The 15957-nt window shown below is 68.9% G+C and carries 18 protein-coding genes; 12 read left to right on the top strand and 6 right to left on the bottom strand.

Annotation, left to right across the window (positions count from 1 at the left end; translation table 11 throughout):
- Positions 1-77 precede the first annotated feature (77 nt).
- From ACT3UF_RS16780 to ACT3UF_RS16755, 6 genes are all read left to right on the top strand, one after another.
- A complete protein-coding gene (locus ACT3UF_RS16780; RefSeq protein WP_444606611.1) occupies positions 78-1325 on the top strand; it encodes a glycine cleavage T C-terminal barrel domain-containing protein in 1248 nt (415 codons plus the stop codon).
- A gap of 1 nt (position 1326) precedes the next feature.
- The gene (locus ACT3UF_RS16775) at positions 1327-2151 is read left to right on the top strand and encodes a methylenetetrahydrofolate reductase (protein WP_441445997.1); all 825 of its coding nucleotides are present in this window, start codon (positions 1327-1329) and stop codon (positions 2149-2151) included.
- A 127-nt stretch (positions 2152-2278) separates the two neighbouring features.
- A complete protein-coding gene (locus tag ACT3UF_RS16770; RefSeq protein ID WP_444608442.1) occupies positions 2279-3040 on the top strand; it encodes a GTP pyrophosphokinase in 762 nt (253 codons plus the stop codon).
- A 56-nt stretch (positions 3041-3096) separates the two neighbouring features.
- Positions 3097-3888: an NAD-dependent epimerase/dehydratase family protein gene (locus ACT3UF_RS16765; RefSeq protein ID WP_442331746.1), complete on the top strand. Its 792-nt coding sequence runs from the start codon at positions 3097-3099 to the stop codon at positions 3886-3888.
- The gene (locus ACT3UF_RS16760) at positions 3885-4520 is read left to right on the top strand and encodes a Pr6Pr family membrane protein (protein ID WP_444591985.1); all 636 of its coding nucleotides are present in this window, start codon (positions 3885-3887) and stop codon (positions 4518-4520) included. Before ACT3UF_RS16765 ends, ACT3UF_RS16760 begins: the two co-directional genes overlap by 4 nt.
- A gap of 4 nt (positions 4521-4524) precedes the next feature.
- Complete coding sequence (locus ACT3UF_RS16755; RefSeq protein WP_442331747.1) at positions 4525-5709, top strand: cytochrome P450; 1185 nt, start codon at positions 4525-4527, stop codon at positions 5707-5709.
- A 106-nt stretch (positions 5710-5815) separates the two neighbouring features.
- Here the strand turns inward: ACT3UF_RS16755 and ACT3UF_RS16750 are convergent, their stop codons facing one another.
- Positions 5816-6658: a maleylpyruvate isomerase family mycothiol-dependent enzyme gene (locus ACT3UF_RS16750; RefSeq protein WP_441443205.1), complete on the bottom strand. Its 843-nt coding sequence runs from the start codon at positions 6656-6658 to the stop codon at positions 5816-5818.
- A gap of 136 nt (positions 6659-6794) precedes the next feature.
- Between ACT3UF_RS16750 and ACT3UF_RS16745 the strand changes: the two genes are divergently transcribed.
- The 5 genes from ACT3UF_RS16745 to ACT3UF_RS16725 all read left to right on the top strand — a co-directional run bounded on the left by ACT3UF_RS16745 (position 6795) and on the right by ACT3UF_RS16725 (position 10997).
- Positions 6795-7010 carry a heavy-metal-associated domain-containing protein gene (locus tag ACT3UF_RS16745; protein ID WP_299304866.1) on the top strand — a complete coding sequence of 72 codons (216 nt, stop codon included), beginning with the start codon at positions 6795-6797 and terminating at the stop codon, positions 7008-7010.
- Positions 7010-7147 (top strand): hypothetical protein, encoded by a 138-nt coding sequence (locus tag ACT3UF_RS16740; RefSeq protein ID WP_345078976.1) that lies wholly within the window; start codon positions 7010-7012, stop codon positions 7145-7147. The genes ACT3UF_RS16745 and ACT3UF_RS16740 overlap by 1 nt, the downstream gene beginning before the upstream one ends.
- A gap of 85 nt (positions 7148-7232) precedes the next feature.
- Positions 7233-9611 (top strand): heavy metal translocating P-type ATPase, encoded by a 2379-nt coding sequence (locus ACT3UF_RS16735; RefSeq protein ID WP_442331748.1) that lies wholly within the window; start codon positions 7233-7235, stop codon positions 9609-9611.
- Between the two features lie 71 nt (positions 9612-9682).
- Positions 9683-10021 (top strand): metal-sensitive transcriptional regulator, encoded by a 339-nt coding sequence (locus ACT3UF_RS16730; RefSeq protein WP_441443207.1) that lies wholly within the window; start codon positions 9683-9685, stop codon positions 10019-10021.
- Between the two features lie 202 nt (positions 10022-10223).
- Positions 10224-10997: a TetR/AcrR family transcriptional regulator gene (locus ACT3UF_RS16725; RefSeq protein ID WP_444502096.1), complete on the top strand. Its 774-nt coding sequence runs from the start codon at positions 10224-10226 to the stop codon at positions 10995-10997.
- Between the two features lie 62 nt (positions 10998-11059).
- Here the strand turns inward: ACT3UF_RS16725 and ACT3UF_RS16720 are convergent, their stop codons facing one another.
- From ACT3UF_RS16720 to ACT3UF_RS16700, 5 genes are all read right to left on the bottom strand, one after another.
- Complete coding sequence (locus ACT3UF_RS16720) at positions 11060-11623, bottom strand: cysteine hydrolase family protein (RefSeq protein WP_442331750.1); 564 nt, start codon at positions 11621-11623, stop codon at positions 11060-11062.
- Positions 11620-12513 (bottom strand): SDR family oxidoreductase, encoded by an 894-nt coding sequence (locus ACT3UF_RS16715; RefSeq protein ID WP_444502095.1) that lies wholly within the window; start codon positions 12511-12513, stop codon positions 11620-11622. Before ACT3UF_RS16715 ends, ACT3UF_RS16720 begins: the two co-directional genes overlap by 4 nt.
- A 120-nt stretch (positions 12514-12633) precedes the next feature.
- Positions 12634-13839 carry a zinc-dependent alcohol dehydrogenase gene (locus ACT3UF_RS16710; protein WP_441443211.1) on the bottom strand — a complete coding sequence of 402 codons (1206 nt, stop codon included), beginning with the start codon at positions 13837-13839 and terminating at the stop codon, positions 12634-12636.
- A gap of 57 nt (positions 13840-13896) precedes the next feature.
- Positions 13897-14910 (bottom strand): cation diffusion facilitator family transporter, encoded by a 1014-nt coding sequence (locus ACT3UF_RS16705; protein WP_441443212.1) that lies wholly within the window; start codon positions 14908-14910, stop codon positions 13897-13899.
- Positions 14907-15401, bottom strand: coding sequence for a transporter substrate-binding domain-containing protein (locus tag ACT3UF_RS16700; protein WP_444608441.1), 495 nt, complete (start codon positions 15399-15401; stop codon positions 14907-14909). Before ACT3UF_RS16700 ends, ACT3UF_RS16705 begins: the two co-directional genes overlap by 4 nt.
- Positions 15402-15641: 240 nt before the next feature.
- Between ACT3UF_RS16700 and ACT3UF_RS16695 the strand changes: the two genes are divergently transcribed.
- Complete coding sequence (locus ACT3UF_RS16695; RefSeq protein ID WP_444599405.1) at positions 15642-15878, top strand: hypothetical protein; 237 nt, start codon at positions 15642-15644, stop codon at positions 15876-15878.
- Positions 15879-15957 lie beyond the last annotated feature (79 nt).

Raw genomic sequence — 15957 nt, 5'->3', positions numbered from 1 at the left:
TGCGCAGTGCGCATGCCATTGCGCAGAGCGCACCTTGATGCCACAGTAAGGGACGGACACGATTCCTGGAGGCCACGATGACCGTGAACCCGAATCCCCAAGTGCTGCTGTACCCGCGCATCCGCAAGTCCCCGTTCTTCTACGCCTCGCGGCGTCACGGGGTCGAGATGTACAGCGTGTACAACCGCACCTACCACCCCCGGCACTACGGCGACCCCGTCGCCGAGTACTGGGCGCTGCTGGAGGGCGTCACCCTCTGGGACGTCGGCGTCGAGCGGCAGATCGAGATCTCCGGCCCGGACGCCTTCGACTTCACGAACCTGCTCGTCACCCGTGATCTTTCGAAATGTGCGGTCGGCCAGTGCAAGTACGTGTTCCTCACCGACCAGCACGGAGGGATCCTCAACGACCCGATCCTGCTGCGCCTCGAGGAGAACCGCTTCTGGCTGTCCCTGGCCGATTCCGACATCCTGCTGTGGGCCCGCGGCGTCGCCACCCACGCCGGGATGGACGTGCGCATCGAGGAGATCGATGTGGGCCCCGTGCAGGTGCAGGGCCCGAAGTCCTTCGCCCTGATGCGTGATCTGCTGGGCGACTCCGTGGCGGACATCCGCTACTACTACCTGCACGATTACACCATCGACGGGATCGAGGTGACCGTCTCGCGCACCGGATACACCGGGGAGATCGGCTATGAGATCTACGTCCACCACGCCTCGCGGGACGCCGAGCGCCTGTGGGAGCTGGTGCTCGAGGCCGGGAAACCCCACGACCTGCGAGTCATAGGCCCCTGCCACATCCGCCGCATCGAGGGCGGCATGCTCGCCCACGGCGCCGACATCACGGTGGACACCAATCCCTTCGAGGTCGGCATGGGCTACGACTGGATGGTCGACCTCGAGCAGGAGGCCGACTTCATCGGCAAGGATGCCCTGCGCCGGATCAAGCAGGAGGGCCCGGCCCGGAAGCTGGTGGGCCTGGAGCTCGGCGGAGAACCCCTCGGGAGCTACAACGACGGCTCCATGATCGACGCCTTCCCCGTGCACCACGAGGGCGAGGTGGTCGGCCGGGTCACCTCTGCCTGCTACTCGCCGAGGCTCGAGAAGAACATCGGCCTCGCCCTGGTCCCGGCCGCACTGTCCGACATCGGGACCCGGTTCCTGGTCGACACCGGGGAGCGCCCCGGCGCGCAGGAGCCCTCCGGAAAGGAGCTCGTGAAGGCGGAAGTCGTGCCCAAGCCGTTCATCGATCCCTCGAAGGAGCAGCCCAAGAGCGACGTCACCTCCCTTGGAACGGACCCCGCGAGCAGCGGCACCGGGACCTGAGATGGCCCCTCCCCCGCCTGTCGCCGAGGCGCTGGGCCCGGAACCGCAGTACGAGGTGATCCCGCTGCGCGGCATCGCCCATGAGGTCGCCGCGCAGCTGCCGCCCGGCTCGCGGGTGACGGTCACCGCATCCCCGGGCCAGGGACTGCCGGCGACGATCGGAACGGCATGCGAGCTGGCCCAGCAGGGATTCCGTGCGATCCCCCACCTCGCCGCCCGCATGCTCCGCTGCCGCGACGAGGTGGCGGAGCTGCTGGAGCGCCTCGCCGACGCGGGGGTGGCCGAGGTGTTCGTCATCGCCGGCGACGCGTCACCGCAGGCAGGCGACTTCCCCGGCGCCCTGGAGCTGCTCGAGGCCATCTCCTCCGCCGGATCAGCGATGACGGTGGGCGTCGGCGCCCACCCCGAGGGCCACCCCCATCTCGCGGACGCCGAGGCGACGCAATTGCTGGGAAGGAAGGCGGTGTACGCCTCCTATGCGGTCACCCAGATGTGCTTCGCGGCCGCGCCGCTGCTGGAGTGGACCCGACGGCTCCGGGATGCCGGCATCACCCTGCCGGTGCGCCCCGGAGTCGCCGCCGCCGTGGGCACCGCCCGGCTGCTGCGGATCGGCACCCGGATCGGCGTGGGCCGTTCCCTGCGCTTGCTCGGCGGGGAGGACCCCGGGATGCGCCGGTTGCTCTCCCCCGGTCGGTGGGAGCCCGGCCCCCTGCTCGAGGAGCTCAGCACGGCGACCGCGGAGGAACCGGGCCTCGCGCTGCTGGGGCCCCACGTGTACACCTTCAATGATCTCCGCGCCGCCCGAAGGGTCACTGCACGCCGCTGATCAGGTGCTCCTCGACTGATCTGGTGCTCCTCGACATGTCCGCTCCCGTTCGTCGCGGTTCCACCACCTGCCCAGGCAGGTCTGGCATCGTCGGGGTACCGATCCGTCCCGGAAGGAACCCTGCACCATGGACGACACAGCTCCGAGTGACACCGAGGTCTCTGCTGAGGTGGGTGCGCTGGTCGCCGCCCAGCAGGAGCTCCTGCTGCGCTCCGACGCGGATTCCGAACAGATCGCAGCGAGGCTGCGCCAGGTGCACGCAGAGCTCACCACTCTGCGGATGCATTACCAGTTCGGGATCGACGAGGTGCAGACGAAGGTGAACATCCTGCGCCAGGAGTTCGAGCAGATCCACGAGTACAGCCCCATCGAGCACGTCCGCTCGCGGCTCAAGTCCACCGAGAGCCTGATCGAGAAAGCCGTGCGCACCGGGGGCGAGATGTCGATCCCCGCCATCCGCGCACGGGTGATGGACATCGCCGGGATCAGGATCACCTGCAGCTTCGTGTCGGACGTCTACTGGATCGCGGACATGCTCAGCCGCCATCAGGATCTCGAGGTGCTCGCGGTGAAGGATTACATCGCCGCCCCGAAGCCCAATGGGTACCGCTCGCTGCACCTGATCGTGCAGGTGCCCGTCTACCTCTCCGAGCACACCGAACTGGTGCCGGTCGAGCTGCAGCTGCGCACCATTGCGATGGACTTCTGGGCCAGCACCGAGCACAAGCTGTCCTACAAGTACCGCAAGAACCTCCCCGCCCGTCTGCAGGCCGAGCTCGATGACGCGGCCAGAGTCGCCACCGACCTCGATCAGCGCATGGAGAGCCTCCGCGCCGAGATCCGACCACGGCCCGCGGGCGCCCCCACCACCGACGGCTTCCCCTCATGACCGGTCGTCCCGCCGACGCCGTGACTCCAGGCACAGCGCGGCCCATAATGGCGGGCATGACGGATTCGACGCGAACCAGACGTGTGCTGATCACCGGAGCGACCGGGGGCGTCGGCTCCCATCTGGCCACCACCTTGGCTGATCACTACGACCTCGTCCTCCACGGCCGCAGCCAGGACAAGGCCCCGGAAGGGATCACGCTCAAGCTCGCCGAGCTCAGCGAGTACGACGAAGTGCTATCCCTGATGGAGGGGATCGACACCGTCGTGCACATGGCCGGCGCCGCCTCGCCGGAGTCCAGCTGGGAGGCCGTGCTCGAGGCGAACCTCATCGGGGTCCGCAACGTGCTGGAGGCCGCGCGTGAGGCGGGCGTGCGCCGCGTGGTGCTCGCCTCCTCCAACCATGCGATGGGCATGTACGACCGCCACGAGGAATGGCCCGTCTACCCGCACCAGCTGCCCCGCGGTGACTCGCTCTACGGCGTCTCGAAGATCTTCGGCGAATCGCTCGGACGGTTCTACCACGATGAGCACGGGCTGGATGTGATCAACCTTCGCATCGGCTGGTTCTCCGAGGACCCGCTCGCCGCGAAGGAGGACATCCTGCGCGCGATGTGGCTCAGCCCGGCGGACTGCACGCAGGTGGTCCGCTGCGCGATCGAGGCCGAGGTGGCCTTCGGCCTCTACTACGCGATCTCCGACAACCCCAACCGGCGCTGGGCGCTCACCAATACCCAGCTCGAGCTCGGCTATCGGCCGCAGGACTCCTGGACGAGCCTCCCCGGAGCCGTGGAGCACGTCGTCGAGGGCGGCGCCGAGGTGCGGGACAACTGGCCCCGCGGCTCATGACCGCAGCCGCCCGGGCGGCGCGGCTGCTGGTCGCGCTGCTGATCCTCGCCGCCCTGCTCACCAATGCAGTGGGCGCGGCCCAGGACGGTCTGCTCGCACAGAACGTCTCCTACTTCACCAACCAGTCGAACCTGTTCTTCGTGGCGCTGATCCTCGCCGGGATGACGCTGGGCGCGCGCCGGCCTCCGTGGTTCGACGAGGTGCGCGGGGCGGTCGCGTTCTACCTGGTGATGACCGGGATCATCTATGCCCTGCTGGTCGCGCCGCTGGACGAGCTGCTGCGGTGGGATATCGGATGGACGGGGACCGTGCTGCACCGTCTGGCCCCGGTCGCAGCGCTGGTGGACTGGCTGCTGACGGCGCGCCGCCGCGCACCGTCGGCACGTCGCATCCTGTGGTGGCAGCTGTTCCCGGTGGTGTTCCTGGCGGGCACCTGGGTGCGCGGCGGACTGACGGGCTGGTACCCCTACGAGTTCCTGGATCCCACGGCGAGCTCGTGGAGCCAGGTGCTGGCCACCACAGCAGTGGTGCTGGCGGCGTTCTTCGCGGTCGCCACCGCGGTGCATCTGCTCGAGGGACGACTGCGAACTGCCAGAGTCCCAGCCCGGGAGGCCGAACTCGCAGTACGGTGATCAGATGAGCGCTCACACCTTCGATCCGACGGGACTCGAACCCCTCACCGCCACCGACGAGCAGCGCTCCGAGGCACCGCTCGCACGCACCCCCGACGGCACCTGGGTGGTGCTCGGGCATCCGGAGGCCGTCGCTGTCGCCACCGATCACGAGACCTTCTCCTCCGCCGTCTCCCGCTTCCTGCAGGTGCCCAACGGAATGGACGGCGAGGAGCATGCCGCATTCCGGGAGGCGACCGATCCGTTCTTCGCTCCCGAGCTAATGGAGGCCCTAGAGCCGACGGTCCGCGCTGTCGCGGCAGAGCTGGTCGAGGAGCTGATGGCGGATGTCGACGCGACCGGTACCGAGATCGATGCCGTCGCGGCGCTCGGCGCGGTGTTCGCGGTGCGCGCCCAGACCGCCTGGCTCGGCTGGCCCACCGCGCTGGAGCCCGAGCTGCTGCAATGGATGAGCGACAACCATGAAGCCTCCCGCTCCCGAGAACTCTCCCGCACCACAGAGGTCGCCGAACGCTTCGACACCCTGATCCGCTCCGTCGTGGCACCGCGGAGGGCGCTCGGCGCGGACGCCCCGGAAGACCTGACCACGGAGCTGATGCGGGTGCAGGTGAAGCTGCCGGATCCTGAGATCCCAGGGTCGACGCAGCGCGCGCTGCGCGAGGAGGAGATCGTCTCGATCCTGCGCAACTGGACCGGAGGCGACCTCGGCTCGATCGCCCTGTGCACGGGGGTGCTGCTGACCGCGCTTGCGGACGCTCCCGCGCTCACCGAGCGCCTGCGCCACGGGACCTTCACCGAGGCGGCGGCGATCGTCGACGAACTGCTGCGGATCGATGACCCCTTCGTCTCCAATCGCCGCGTGACCACCTGCCCGGTCTCGCTCGCCGGGCACCAGATCGGGGCGGGTGAGCGGGTGCTGATCCACTGGACCTCCGCGAACCGCGACGAGCGGGTCTTCGCGGACCCGAACCGCTTCGATGAGCAGGCGCATGGCGCGCAGAACCTGGTCTACGGCATCGGCACGCACGTCTGTCCGGGTCGTCCGCTGGCCACGCTCGAGCTGGTGGTCGTGCTCCAGGAGCTGCTCGCGGTGGCCGATGTGCACGCCGCAGAGACTGTGGGAGAGCGCGAGGTCGCTCCGGTGGGCGGCTGGGCGCATGCCCCGGTGGTTCTCACCCCACGCAGCTGACCCCGGCGCAGGGGAACCGCGGCGCTCCTGCACCGCGGGGGTGGAGTGCCACTGCCGTGGGGGCTCAGTCGTGGGGGCTCAGTCGTGGGGGCTCAGTCGTGAGGGCTCAGTCGTGCCCCTCGGCGATCAGCGCCTCGAGCTGCCTGATGGCCTCGGGGTCCCCGTGGATCTCGACGGCGTCCGGGCCGTCCGCGAGGTGGTCGAGCGCCTGGGCGCGTCCCCAGGCCCAGAGGTTCGCGCTGATCGCGCTGCCGGAGACGGTGGCCCGCGGGAGGCCCTCGGCGTCAGCGGGCTCCTCGAGCAGCCGGCCGACGGGCGCGTCGAACTCCTGCCCATCCCGTGGTCTCGTGCCGGACCAGCGGCTGATGCCCAGCAGCTGGGGTGCGCCACCGTCGGGACGGATCTCGATCGCGGCGACCGGCGTCGTGCTCGCCCAGTCGGGGATCCATTCATGGCCGGCCGGCCACATCACGCGCAGGACATGGTCCAGTCCTGCCGCAGCCACCTCGGGACTGATCGAGGTGACCGGGCGACCGGCGGTGAGCTCGGCATCCACCCGGTGGATGGTCGCCTCGTGGGTCTGCATCCGGCGGGTGACGCCGACGGTCTGCTCCTGGGAGAACCAGAACCAGGCGGCCTCCTCGTCGCTGCGCGCAGTGAGCTGGGCGAGGAGGGACTTCGTCGCGGCCTCGCGGCGGGCACTCAGCACGTCCTGCTCAGCGGGGCGCGGGGCCTTCGCCTCCTCGATCGCCATCACCTCCTGCTCGGTGGTGGCTCGGGAGGCGAGGATCGCCGCCCAGAACTCATGGACCTCGGTGAGATGCCACAGGAGGTCCGCTGCGGTCCAGTCGGGGCAGGTGGGGACCCGCTGTGCGGGATCGGTGGCCGCGAGGACGGTGGCCAGTCGGTCCGCTTCCTGCTGGATGATGGTCAGGGAGTCGATGCTCATGACCCCATCGAAGCACCTGGGAGTGACGGGCGACACCCCCGCGAGAATCGATCATCCTTGCCCCTCATACCCCTTGGGGGTATAAATAGGAGGAGCCGATACCCCGCCGGGGTATCCCGAGAGCAAGGAGAACCCCATGAGCGCAACCACCACCCAGTTCCAGGTGACCGGCATGACCTGCGGCCACTGCGAGATGTCCGTGCGCGAAGAGGTCAGCGAGCTGGCCGGGGTCCAGGGCGTCGAGGTCAGCCACGAGACCGGTCTGCTGAGCGTCTCCTCCGAGCAGCCCGTGGATGAGGCCGCGGTGCTCGCAGCTGTCACCGAGGCCGGCTATTCAGCGGTGCGCGCCTGATGAAGGCCGGCACCACCGTCGCACTGTACGGCCTGCTGCTGGTGGCGCTGTTCTTCGCGTCGTACCTGCTGGCCGGGGTGCTGGTCCCCTCGGAGTGGGTGGACAGCTGGTCGAATTCCGGTGGCTCCGGCCACTGACCGGCTGCTCCCCTCCGCCGAGCTCTGCCACTCCAGTCCCGTCCGTGCGCGATTCCTCGGATTCGCGAGAGAGAAAAGGCCCATCATGACCACTCCCCCGTCCCCGCTGCAGGTGATCACCACCGATATCGAACTCGAGATCGGTGGGATGACCTGCGCCTCGTGCGCGAATCGGATCGAGCGGAAGCTGAACAAGCTCGACGGGGTCACCGCTGCGGTCAACTACGCGACGGAGAAGGCGCGGGTCACCGTGCCCGAGGACTATGACCCGCGGGATCTGGTCACGGTGGTCGAGCAGACCGGCTACACCGCCGCCCTCCCCACCCCGCCCGAGGCGGAGCAGGAGACGTCAGGAGCGCACGAGCGTGAGGACCCGGAGCTGACCTCGCTCCGCCACCGCCTGATCGGCTCGGTGCTGCTGTCGGTTCCGGTGATCCTGATCTCGATGATCCCGGCGCTGCAGTTCACCTACTGGCAGTGGGCGGTCCTCACGCTCACCGCTCCCGTGATCGTCTGGGCCGCCTGGCCCTTCCATCGTGCGGCGGCCGTCAACCTGCGCCATGGCGGGGCCACGATGGACACCCTGATCTCGGTGGGCACCATCGCCGCCTTCCTGTGGTCGCTGTACGCCCTGTTCCTGGGCACGGCCGGCGTGCCCGGCATGACGCATGAGTTCTCGCTGACCATCGGACCGTCTGACGGGGCGGCGAACATCTATCTCGAGGTCGCGGCCGGGGTGACCATGTTCATCCTGCTGGGCCGCTACTTCGAGAAGCGCTCGAAGCGACAGGCCGGAGCCGCGCTGCGCGCCCTGCTGGACATGGGCGCGAAGGACGTCGCCGTGATGCGCGACGGGGTCGAGACCCGTCTCGCGGTGGCTGACCTCGCCGTCGGCGACACCTTCGTGGTGAGGCCCGGCGAGAAGATCGCGACCGACGGCGTGGTCGCCTCCGGCACCTCGGCGGTGGACGCCTCGATGCTGACCGGCGAGTCCGTCCCGGTCGAGGTCGGGGTGGGCGACGCAGTCACCGGCGCGACCGTCAACGCGGGCGGCCGCCTCCTGGTGCGGGCGACCCGCGTGGGCGGCGACACCCAGCTCGCCCAGATGGCGAAGATGGTCGAGGACGCCCAGTCGGGCAAGGCCGAGATCCAGCGCCTCGCTGATCGGGTCTCAGGGATCTTCGTACCGATCGTGATCGCCTTCGCAGTGGTGGTGCTCGGCGCCTGGATCGGTGCCGGGTTCCCGCTCGAGGCGGCATTCACAGCGGCGGTCGCGGTGCTGATCATCGCCTGCCCGTGCGCGCTGGGGCTCGCGACTCCCACGGCGCTGCTGGTCGGCACCGGCCGCGGTGCTCAGCTGGGCATCCTCATCAAGGGACCCGAGGTGCTCGAGTCCACCCGGAAGATCGACACCGTGGTGCTCGACAAGACCGGCACCGTCACCACCGGAAAGATGACGCTGGCCGACGTGGTCACAGCCGAGGGTGTGGAGCGCAGCGAGCTGCTGCGTCTCGCGGGCGCGGTCGAGGATGCCTCCGAGCATCCGATCGCTCAGGCGATCGCGAAGGGCGTCACCGAGGAGATCGGTGCCCTGCCCGGCGTCGACGAGTTCGAGAACCTCGAAGGTCGGGGCGTGCGCGGCACGGTCGAGGGGCGCTCAGTCCTCGTCGGCCGCACGACGCTGGTCCCGGGGCAGGAGCTGCCCCCGCTGCTGGCCGAGGCGAAGGCCGCTGCGGAGTCCCGCGGGCAGACGGCGGTCGTCGTCTTCTGGGACGGCCGGGCCCGCGGCGTGCTGGTCGTCTCCGACACCGTCAAGCCCACCAGCGCCGAGGCGATCGCGCAGCTGAAGGGTCTGGGGCTCAACCCGATCCTGCTGACCGGTGACAACCGTGCCGCCGCCGAGCAGATCGCCTCGGAGGTCGGCATCGACCAGGTCATCGCCGAGGTCCTCCCGCAAGACAAGATCGATGTCGTCCGCCGCCTGCAGGCCGACGGCAAGGTGGTGGCGATGGTCGGTGACGGTGTGAACGACGCCGCCGCGCTCGCCCAGGCCGATCTGGGCCTGGCCATGGGCACCGGCACCGATGTCGCCATCGAGGCATCGGACATCACCCTGGTGCGCGGCGATCTGCGCAGCGTGACCGACGCGATCCGGTTGTCACGCCGTACTCTCGGCACCATCAAGGGCAACCTGTTCTGGGCCTTCGCCTACAACATCGCGGCGATCCCGCTGGCCGCGCTGGGGCTGCTGAACCCGATGCTGGCCGGCGCCGCGATGGCGTTCTCGAGCGTGTTCGTGGTGGGCAACAGCCTGCGGCTGCGTTCGTTCCGCAGCCGTGCGCTCACCGCCCCGGCGGGTGCCCCCGCCCTGGCTGGCTCAGTCCCGGCTGCCTCCACCCCGGTCACCTCCACCACCCCGGTCACCTCCACCGCGCCGGCAGAGCCACCCGCCGCGGGAGCCTGAATGTCCGCCGCCGAAGATCCGTTGCATGCCCGTATAGCAGACCCGCCCCGCTCTCTCCGCTGGAGGACCTCATGACCACCACCGATGCCACGCCCAGTCCCGCTCCCGTCCCGGAGGGGCATGAGCACCATCATGGCTATATCTCCGACCGGGCCCGCTATCTCGCGCGTCTCAAGCGCATCGAAGGACAGGCTCGCGGCCTGCACCGCATGGTCGACGAGGAGAAGTACTGCATCGACATCCTCACCCAGATCAGCGCGCTGAAGAGCGCCCTGGACGGGGTGGCGATGGGGCTGCTGGACGACCACCTTCAGCACTGCGTGCTCGACGCCGCCCGCACCGGTGGCGACGAGGCCGAGCAGAAGCTGAAAGAAGCCTCGGCGGCGATCGCTCGTCTCGTACGCTCGTGACCCGTTGGGTCACACCCGGAGCTCTACCGGCACGCATCATCTGCCGAGGTGGGAGCGCATCTCACCCATGACGATTCCCTCCTGCACGCATTAGAGTCCCAAGTGATCTGTATGACCGGTCAACCAGTCCATCTCGCCGCACGCGCAGTGCGACGGCTCCGACCAGACGCAGGGTGATACGAACGCGGAATCGAGGAGACGGATGACCGACAAGACTGCGCCGCCGCACTCAGAGGCAGAGCACGGAAATGTCGCGGAGGCGCCCTGGCCACAGGGAGTTCCGCGCGCCGAGCCCGCCTTGGATGAGTCCAGGGCCATTCCGAGCCTGCCTCCGGCCGGTCTCTCCAGCGATGCCGGCGAATCCGCTCCCGCGCGCACCGGACGGCGCGAGGAGATCCTCGACGGCGCAGCGGAGATGTTCGCGGAGCACGGGTACCACGGCTCGAGCCTGCGGGACATCTCGAGCCACATCGGCATCTCCCATTCCGGGATGCTGCACCACTTCGGGTCGAAGGACGCTCTGCTCGACGGCGTGATCGACCGGATGGAAGAGCACGCGCAGGCGGCACTGGACCGGATCCATGAGATGGGCGGCGGGCGCGAGGTCCTGCTGCGCGGGCTCGCTGAGGTGTGGCATCCTGCGTCGCTTCCGATCAGGCTCCTGGCCACCCTCGATGCAGAGAGCGTCAGCGAGGACCATCCCGGCCGCTATCGGCTCGCGCGACTGCGGCGCGTCCACGAGCACCTGCTCGAGACGTGTTTCACGACGATGGGCGAGAAGGGCCTGCTGCGCACGGACACCGACCCCGCCTTCGCGGGACGTGCACTGCTGGGGGCGGTGCTGAACCTCGCCGTCCGCGAGAAGACGGTCCGCACGCTCCAGCATCGGGGCTACGGCGATGCCCCGCTGGAAGATCTGGCCAAGCAGGTCGAGGCCTTCCTCGATGCACCGGAGGACTCGACGCCGCAGCGCTGACCGCTCGCCTCGCTCGTCATCGGCGACAGCCGCTGCGGCGAGGTCCGATCCGCTTCGCGGGGTCACCATGCCCACCGCCCCAGGAGTTCGTCGACCGTCACGAGCTCGGCCTGGCGGTCTGCGGCGAGCTGGTCGAGCACCCTCTCCTTGTGGGCGGCTCTCTCGTCAGCCACCGCATCGGTGACGATCACGGCGCGGACATTGTTCGCATAGGCGTCACGGGCGGTCTGGGCGATGCAGGCATGCGTGGAGACCCCGGCCATCACCACCCGTTCCACCTGCAGGTTGCGCATTCGCAGCAGCAGATCGGTGCCGAACCAGGCGCTGTCGCGGGTCTTCTCGATTCGCGTCATCCCGGTGGTGTCGAGCTCGTGGACCACCTCGGTGCCGGGATCCCCGTGGAACAGAAAGCCCTGATCGTCGTCGAGCATGCTCAACGTCCACGTCGAGCGGTCGCGGCTGTGCTCGGTCGTGATCAGGAGGATCGGCACCTCGGCGCGGCGCGCGGCCTCGGCGAGCGTGGTGACCGCACGGATCACCTCGGCGCGGGCCTCCGCCAGCGCAGGCTCCTCGAAGAAGGACTCCTGCAGATCGATCAGCAGCAGCGCACTGCCCTGGCCGCTCACGGAGTGGGGCTCCCCCCGGTGACGGCGAGGGTCTCGCCGAGCACATAGCTCGACTCGGGAGAGGTGAGGAAGACGTACGCCGGAGCGAGCTCGGTGGGTTGGCCGGCCCGGCCGAGCGGCGTGTTCTTCCCGAACTCGGGCAGGGCCTCCTTCGGCTGGCCGTCCGAGACCTGCAGCGGCGTCCAGATCGGGCCTGGAGCCACGGCGTTCACCCGGATGCCACGAGAGGCGACCTGCTGTGCGAGCCCCTTGGTGAAGTTGTTGATCGCCGCCTTGGTCGAGGCGTAGTCCACGAGCGTCGGCGAGGGCTGGTACGCCTGGATCGAGGTGGTGTTCACAATCGTGGAGCCGGCGGGCAGGTGCGGGAGCGCGGCCTGGGTGATGCGGAACATCGCGTGGATGTTCACGGCGAAGGTATCCACCCACTGCTGGTCCTCGATCTCCTCAAGGGTCTCCACCGCGATCTGCCGGCCAGCGTTGTTGACCAGCGCGTCGAGGCCGCCGAGCTCGCGCACCGCATCCGCGACCAGGCTGCGACAGAAGTCCGCGTCGATCAGGTCCCCGGGCAGGAGCACAGCCTTGCGACCCTCCTTGCGGATCACCTCCGCGATGTGCTGGGCATCCTGCTCTTCCTGCGGCAGGTAGTTCAGGGCGACGTCCGCGCCCTCGCGGGCGAAGGCGATCGCCACTGCGGCTCCGATGCCGGAGTCAGCGCCGGTGATGAGCGCCTTCCGCCCCTTCAGCCGGCCGGTGCCGCGATAGGACTCCTCGCCTCGGTCCGTGCCGGGGATCAGCTCCGCATCCAGTCCGGGCTCGGGCTGGTCCTGCTTCGGCGGGGTGATGTCGGGGAAGCGGGTGACGGGATCGGTGAAGGTGAGCTGGTCGGCCATGGGGTTCCTCCTGGGACTGGGCGGTCTCGGTCAACGCTCTCGGGCGGGGCCGGGAGACAGGGCACGTTCAGGGTCAGGGTCGTCGGGGTCACAGGCGCGAGTGGGGCGCCTGCGCCGGGTTCAGGGGATCTGCGTCGGAGCGGGGGCGATCGTGGGATCGAGGACGACCTTGATGCAGCCGTCGTGCTTCTTCTGGAACAGGTCGTAGCCAACGGCAGCTTCCTCGAGGGGCAGCCGGTGGGTGACGAGGTCCCCGACCCCGAGCGGGTCGGCGGGGTCTTCGACCAGCGGCAGGAGGTCGTCGGTCCAGGCGCGCACGTTGCATTGGCCCATCCGCATCTGGAGCTGCTTGTCGAACATCGTCAGCAGCGGCATCGGGCTCGCTGCTCCGCCGTAGACGCCGGACAGCGAGACGGTCCCGCCGCGGCGGACGAGATCGATGGCGGTGTGGAGGGCCGCGAGCCGGTCCACTCCGGCACGCTCCATGAGTGGCCGGGCCACGGCGTCAGGCAGTTTGCCTGCGATGGTCTGGGCGAGGCCCGCGACGGGGCTGCCCTCCGCTTCCATTCCCACCGCGTCGATGACGGCGTCCGGGCCGCGCCCCTGGGTGCGCTCGCGAATCTCACCGACGGTATCCTCCGCGAGGTCGAACACCTCGACGCCGTGGCGTTCAGCCATGGCTCGTCGCTCGGGCACGGGATCGATGCCGAAGACCCTCGCCCCCAGGTGACGACCGATCCTCGCGCACAGCTGGCCCACGGGGCCGAGACCGATCACCGTGAGGGTGCGATGAGCGGGGACCCCGGCGTACTGCACTGCCTGCCAGGCGGTGGGGAGGATGTCGCTGAGGAAGAGGTAGTTCTCATCCGGGAGCTCGGTGCCGACCTTCATCAGCCCGTAGTCCGCATGCGGCACCCTGAGGAACTCGGCCTGACCGCCGGGCACCTGGCCGTACAGCTTCGAATAGCCGAGCAGTGCGGCGCCTGAGCCGTGCTCGGTGACCTGGGTGGTCTCGCACTGCGAGGGCAGTCCCTGGGAGCACATGACGCAGTGGCCGCAGGAGATGGTGAAGGGCACGACGACGCGGTCGCCGGGCCGCACATGGGTGACGCCCGCTCCGACCTCCTCGACGATGCCCATCGGTTCATGGCCGATGATGTCGCCGGCGGTCATGAAGGGGCCGAGCACCTCGTAGAGATGCAGGTCCGAACCGCAGATCGCCGTCGACGTGACGCGGATGATCGCATCAGTGGGGTCTCGGAGTATCGGGTCGGGCACGGTCTCCACGCTCACGCGCTCGGTGCCCTGCCAGGTCACTGCTCTCATCATCCTGCCTTCCGGTGGTGATCGCGATCGTCTCTCCACGCTATGGGCGGTCGCCGCTCATGTCCTCAATGTCGACCGAAAGGTCTGCCTCGGGGGCAGCTCAGGCACTGGGGCCACGACCACGTCATGGACCTTCCAGTCGAGCTCGTGGATCCGGTCTCGCAGATCTGCGACCTGTCGAACCGACGGCTCGATTCCCGGCCGGGGAACGACGAACACCTCTGCGTGGAAGACGTGTCCCTGGTCGCGGACGCGAGCTGCGGCCTCGCCCACCCACGGCTCCTGCCCCGCCCGCACCTCGATCTTGCGGGTCAGCGGGTGGGGCTCGGAATCGTCATAGGTGCGGGCCTCGGCATCGGTGAGACCACCGATGGAGCCGCGCAGATTCTTCAGGCCGTCGCGGAGGATCGAGACGGACACGAGCAGCGCCGCGGTGGCGTCCGCCCACCACAGCCCGAGCCCCACACCGAGCACGCCGGCTATGGTCGCGATCGCGGTGGTCCAGTCGGCCTTGCTCATGTCGGCGTCCGCGAACAGGACCTTGTCGTGCAGCTGCTCGGAGAGTTTGAGCTTCTTCAGCCCCAGGATCACCGGACCGATGCTCGTGACCACCATGACCGCGACCATCAGCCAGCCGGCCCAGATCCCCTGCCCGAACAGCACCGTGAGCCCGATCGGGGGGCGTTCGACCTTGACCAGACCCATCACGGAGTCGAACACCAGATAGCCGCCCATGGTCAGCAGCGCGATCGCGGCGACCAGGTGGGCGACACCGATGGACCGGTGATAGCCGTAGGGGTGGCTGCGATTCGGCGTCTTGCGGATCCGCCGGGTCGCGACGAGGAAGGCGATCGGGGGAAGGAGGGAGAGCATGTCCTCGGCCCAGGCCGCCTGCATCGCCTGCGACTGCCCGGCGACCAGTGCGACCAGCACGACGGTGCCCGTCATCCAACCAAGCGTGATCCATTCCAGCCGGATCGCTCGCTGCAGTGCCTCGCGCTGTGCATCACCGAAGGCGTCGTGCCCCGATCCGGTGTCCTCCTCGCCACCCTCCGACTTGGTGCCGTTCACAGCTCACCACCCCGTTCGGCGAGGTATCGCTCGAGGTCCACCAGCAGCGCGTTCTCTCCCGGCCGCACTCCCATCACGATGTCGACGGGCTTCCCATCCGGACCCTGTGTGGTGGTGTAGGGCCGCGTCAGCGCGATCTCCGACGTCCAGGGGACATCCGAGGCGAGGCCGCCGACCACCAGATCGAGGTTCCCCTCCTTCATCTCGGCAGCCAGCACGTTCTCTCCCCCGGGGACCCAACGGATCTCGGCATCGATCGTCTCGGCGTAGTCGCTCAGCAGATCGACCTCGCTGCCGCTGACCGCACCGTCGGGAGCGACCTCTGTCCAGGGCGGGTTCTCGGCGATCCCGACGCGGAGCTCGCCCCCTGTCACCCGGTCCAGGGTGCCCTGTGTGTCGGCGGGGAAGCTCCCCTGGCAGCCCGCGGCCGCCAGCAGGAGGGCTCCCAGCAGGATCAGGCGCCACACCCGTTCCATGACCCCCATGCGCATCCTCTTCACCGTGCTTTCCACGAGGCGCCGCAACGCCATGATTCTCGTGCTGGCTCACTGTAGGCAGTCTCCGCTGCCAGGTTCCGTCCGATCGGTCGAGGGCCGGGACCTGCAAAGGTTGCAGTCCCTTGTCGACCCCTTCCCATGCAGCGCGTGTGATGACTCCGTGGTCCACACCACAAAGGGAACGACAGCACCCCACGAAGAAGACACGAAGAAGATACGAAGAAGAGGGCGATCATGATGAACGTCGCAGAAGGCGGAGAGGTCACCGGCACCAAGGACAAGAACTATGACCTGATCTGGTTCACCGAGCAGTGCCTGTCCAATGCGCTGCGCATGGAGACCTATCGGTCCGATGCCGAGAGCGCAGGCGACCAGGAACTCGCCGAGCTGTTCAGCAAGGCTCAGCACGAGAGCGCCAAAGGTGCCGAGCTGGCGAAGGGCCTGCTGGCGCGCCGCCTGAACCAGAGCTGAGCGGATCATGGCCCCAGACCCGCGGCGCCCCGGTGGCACCCTGCACCGGTGACACTGGGGCGCTGTCCGTTCGACGACG

Source organism: Brachybacterium sp. AOP24-D1-21 (genome assembly GCF_052378665.1).
GTDB lineage: Bacteria > Actinomycetota > Actinomycetes > Actinomycetales > Dermabacteraceae > Brachybacterium.
The sequence above is the reverse complement of the archived record's forward strand: the minus strand, read 5'-3'. Positions and strand labels throughout refer to the sequence as shown.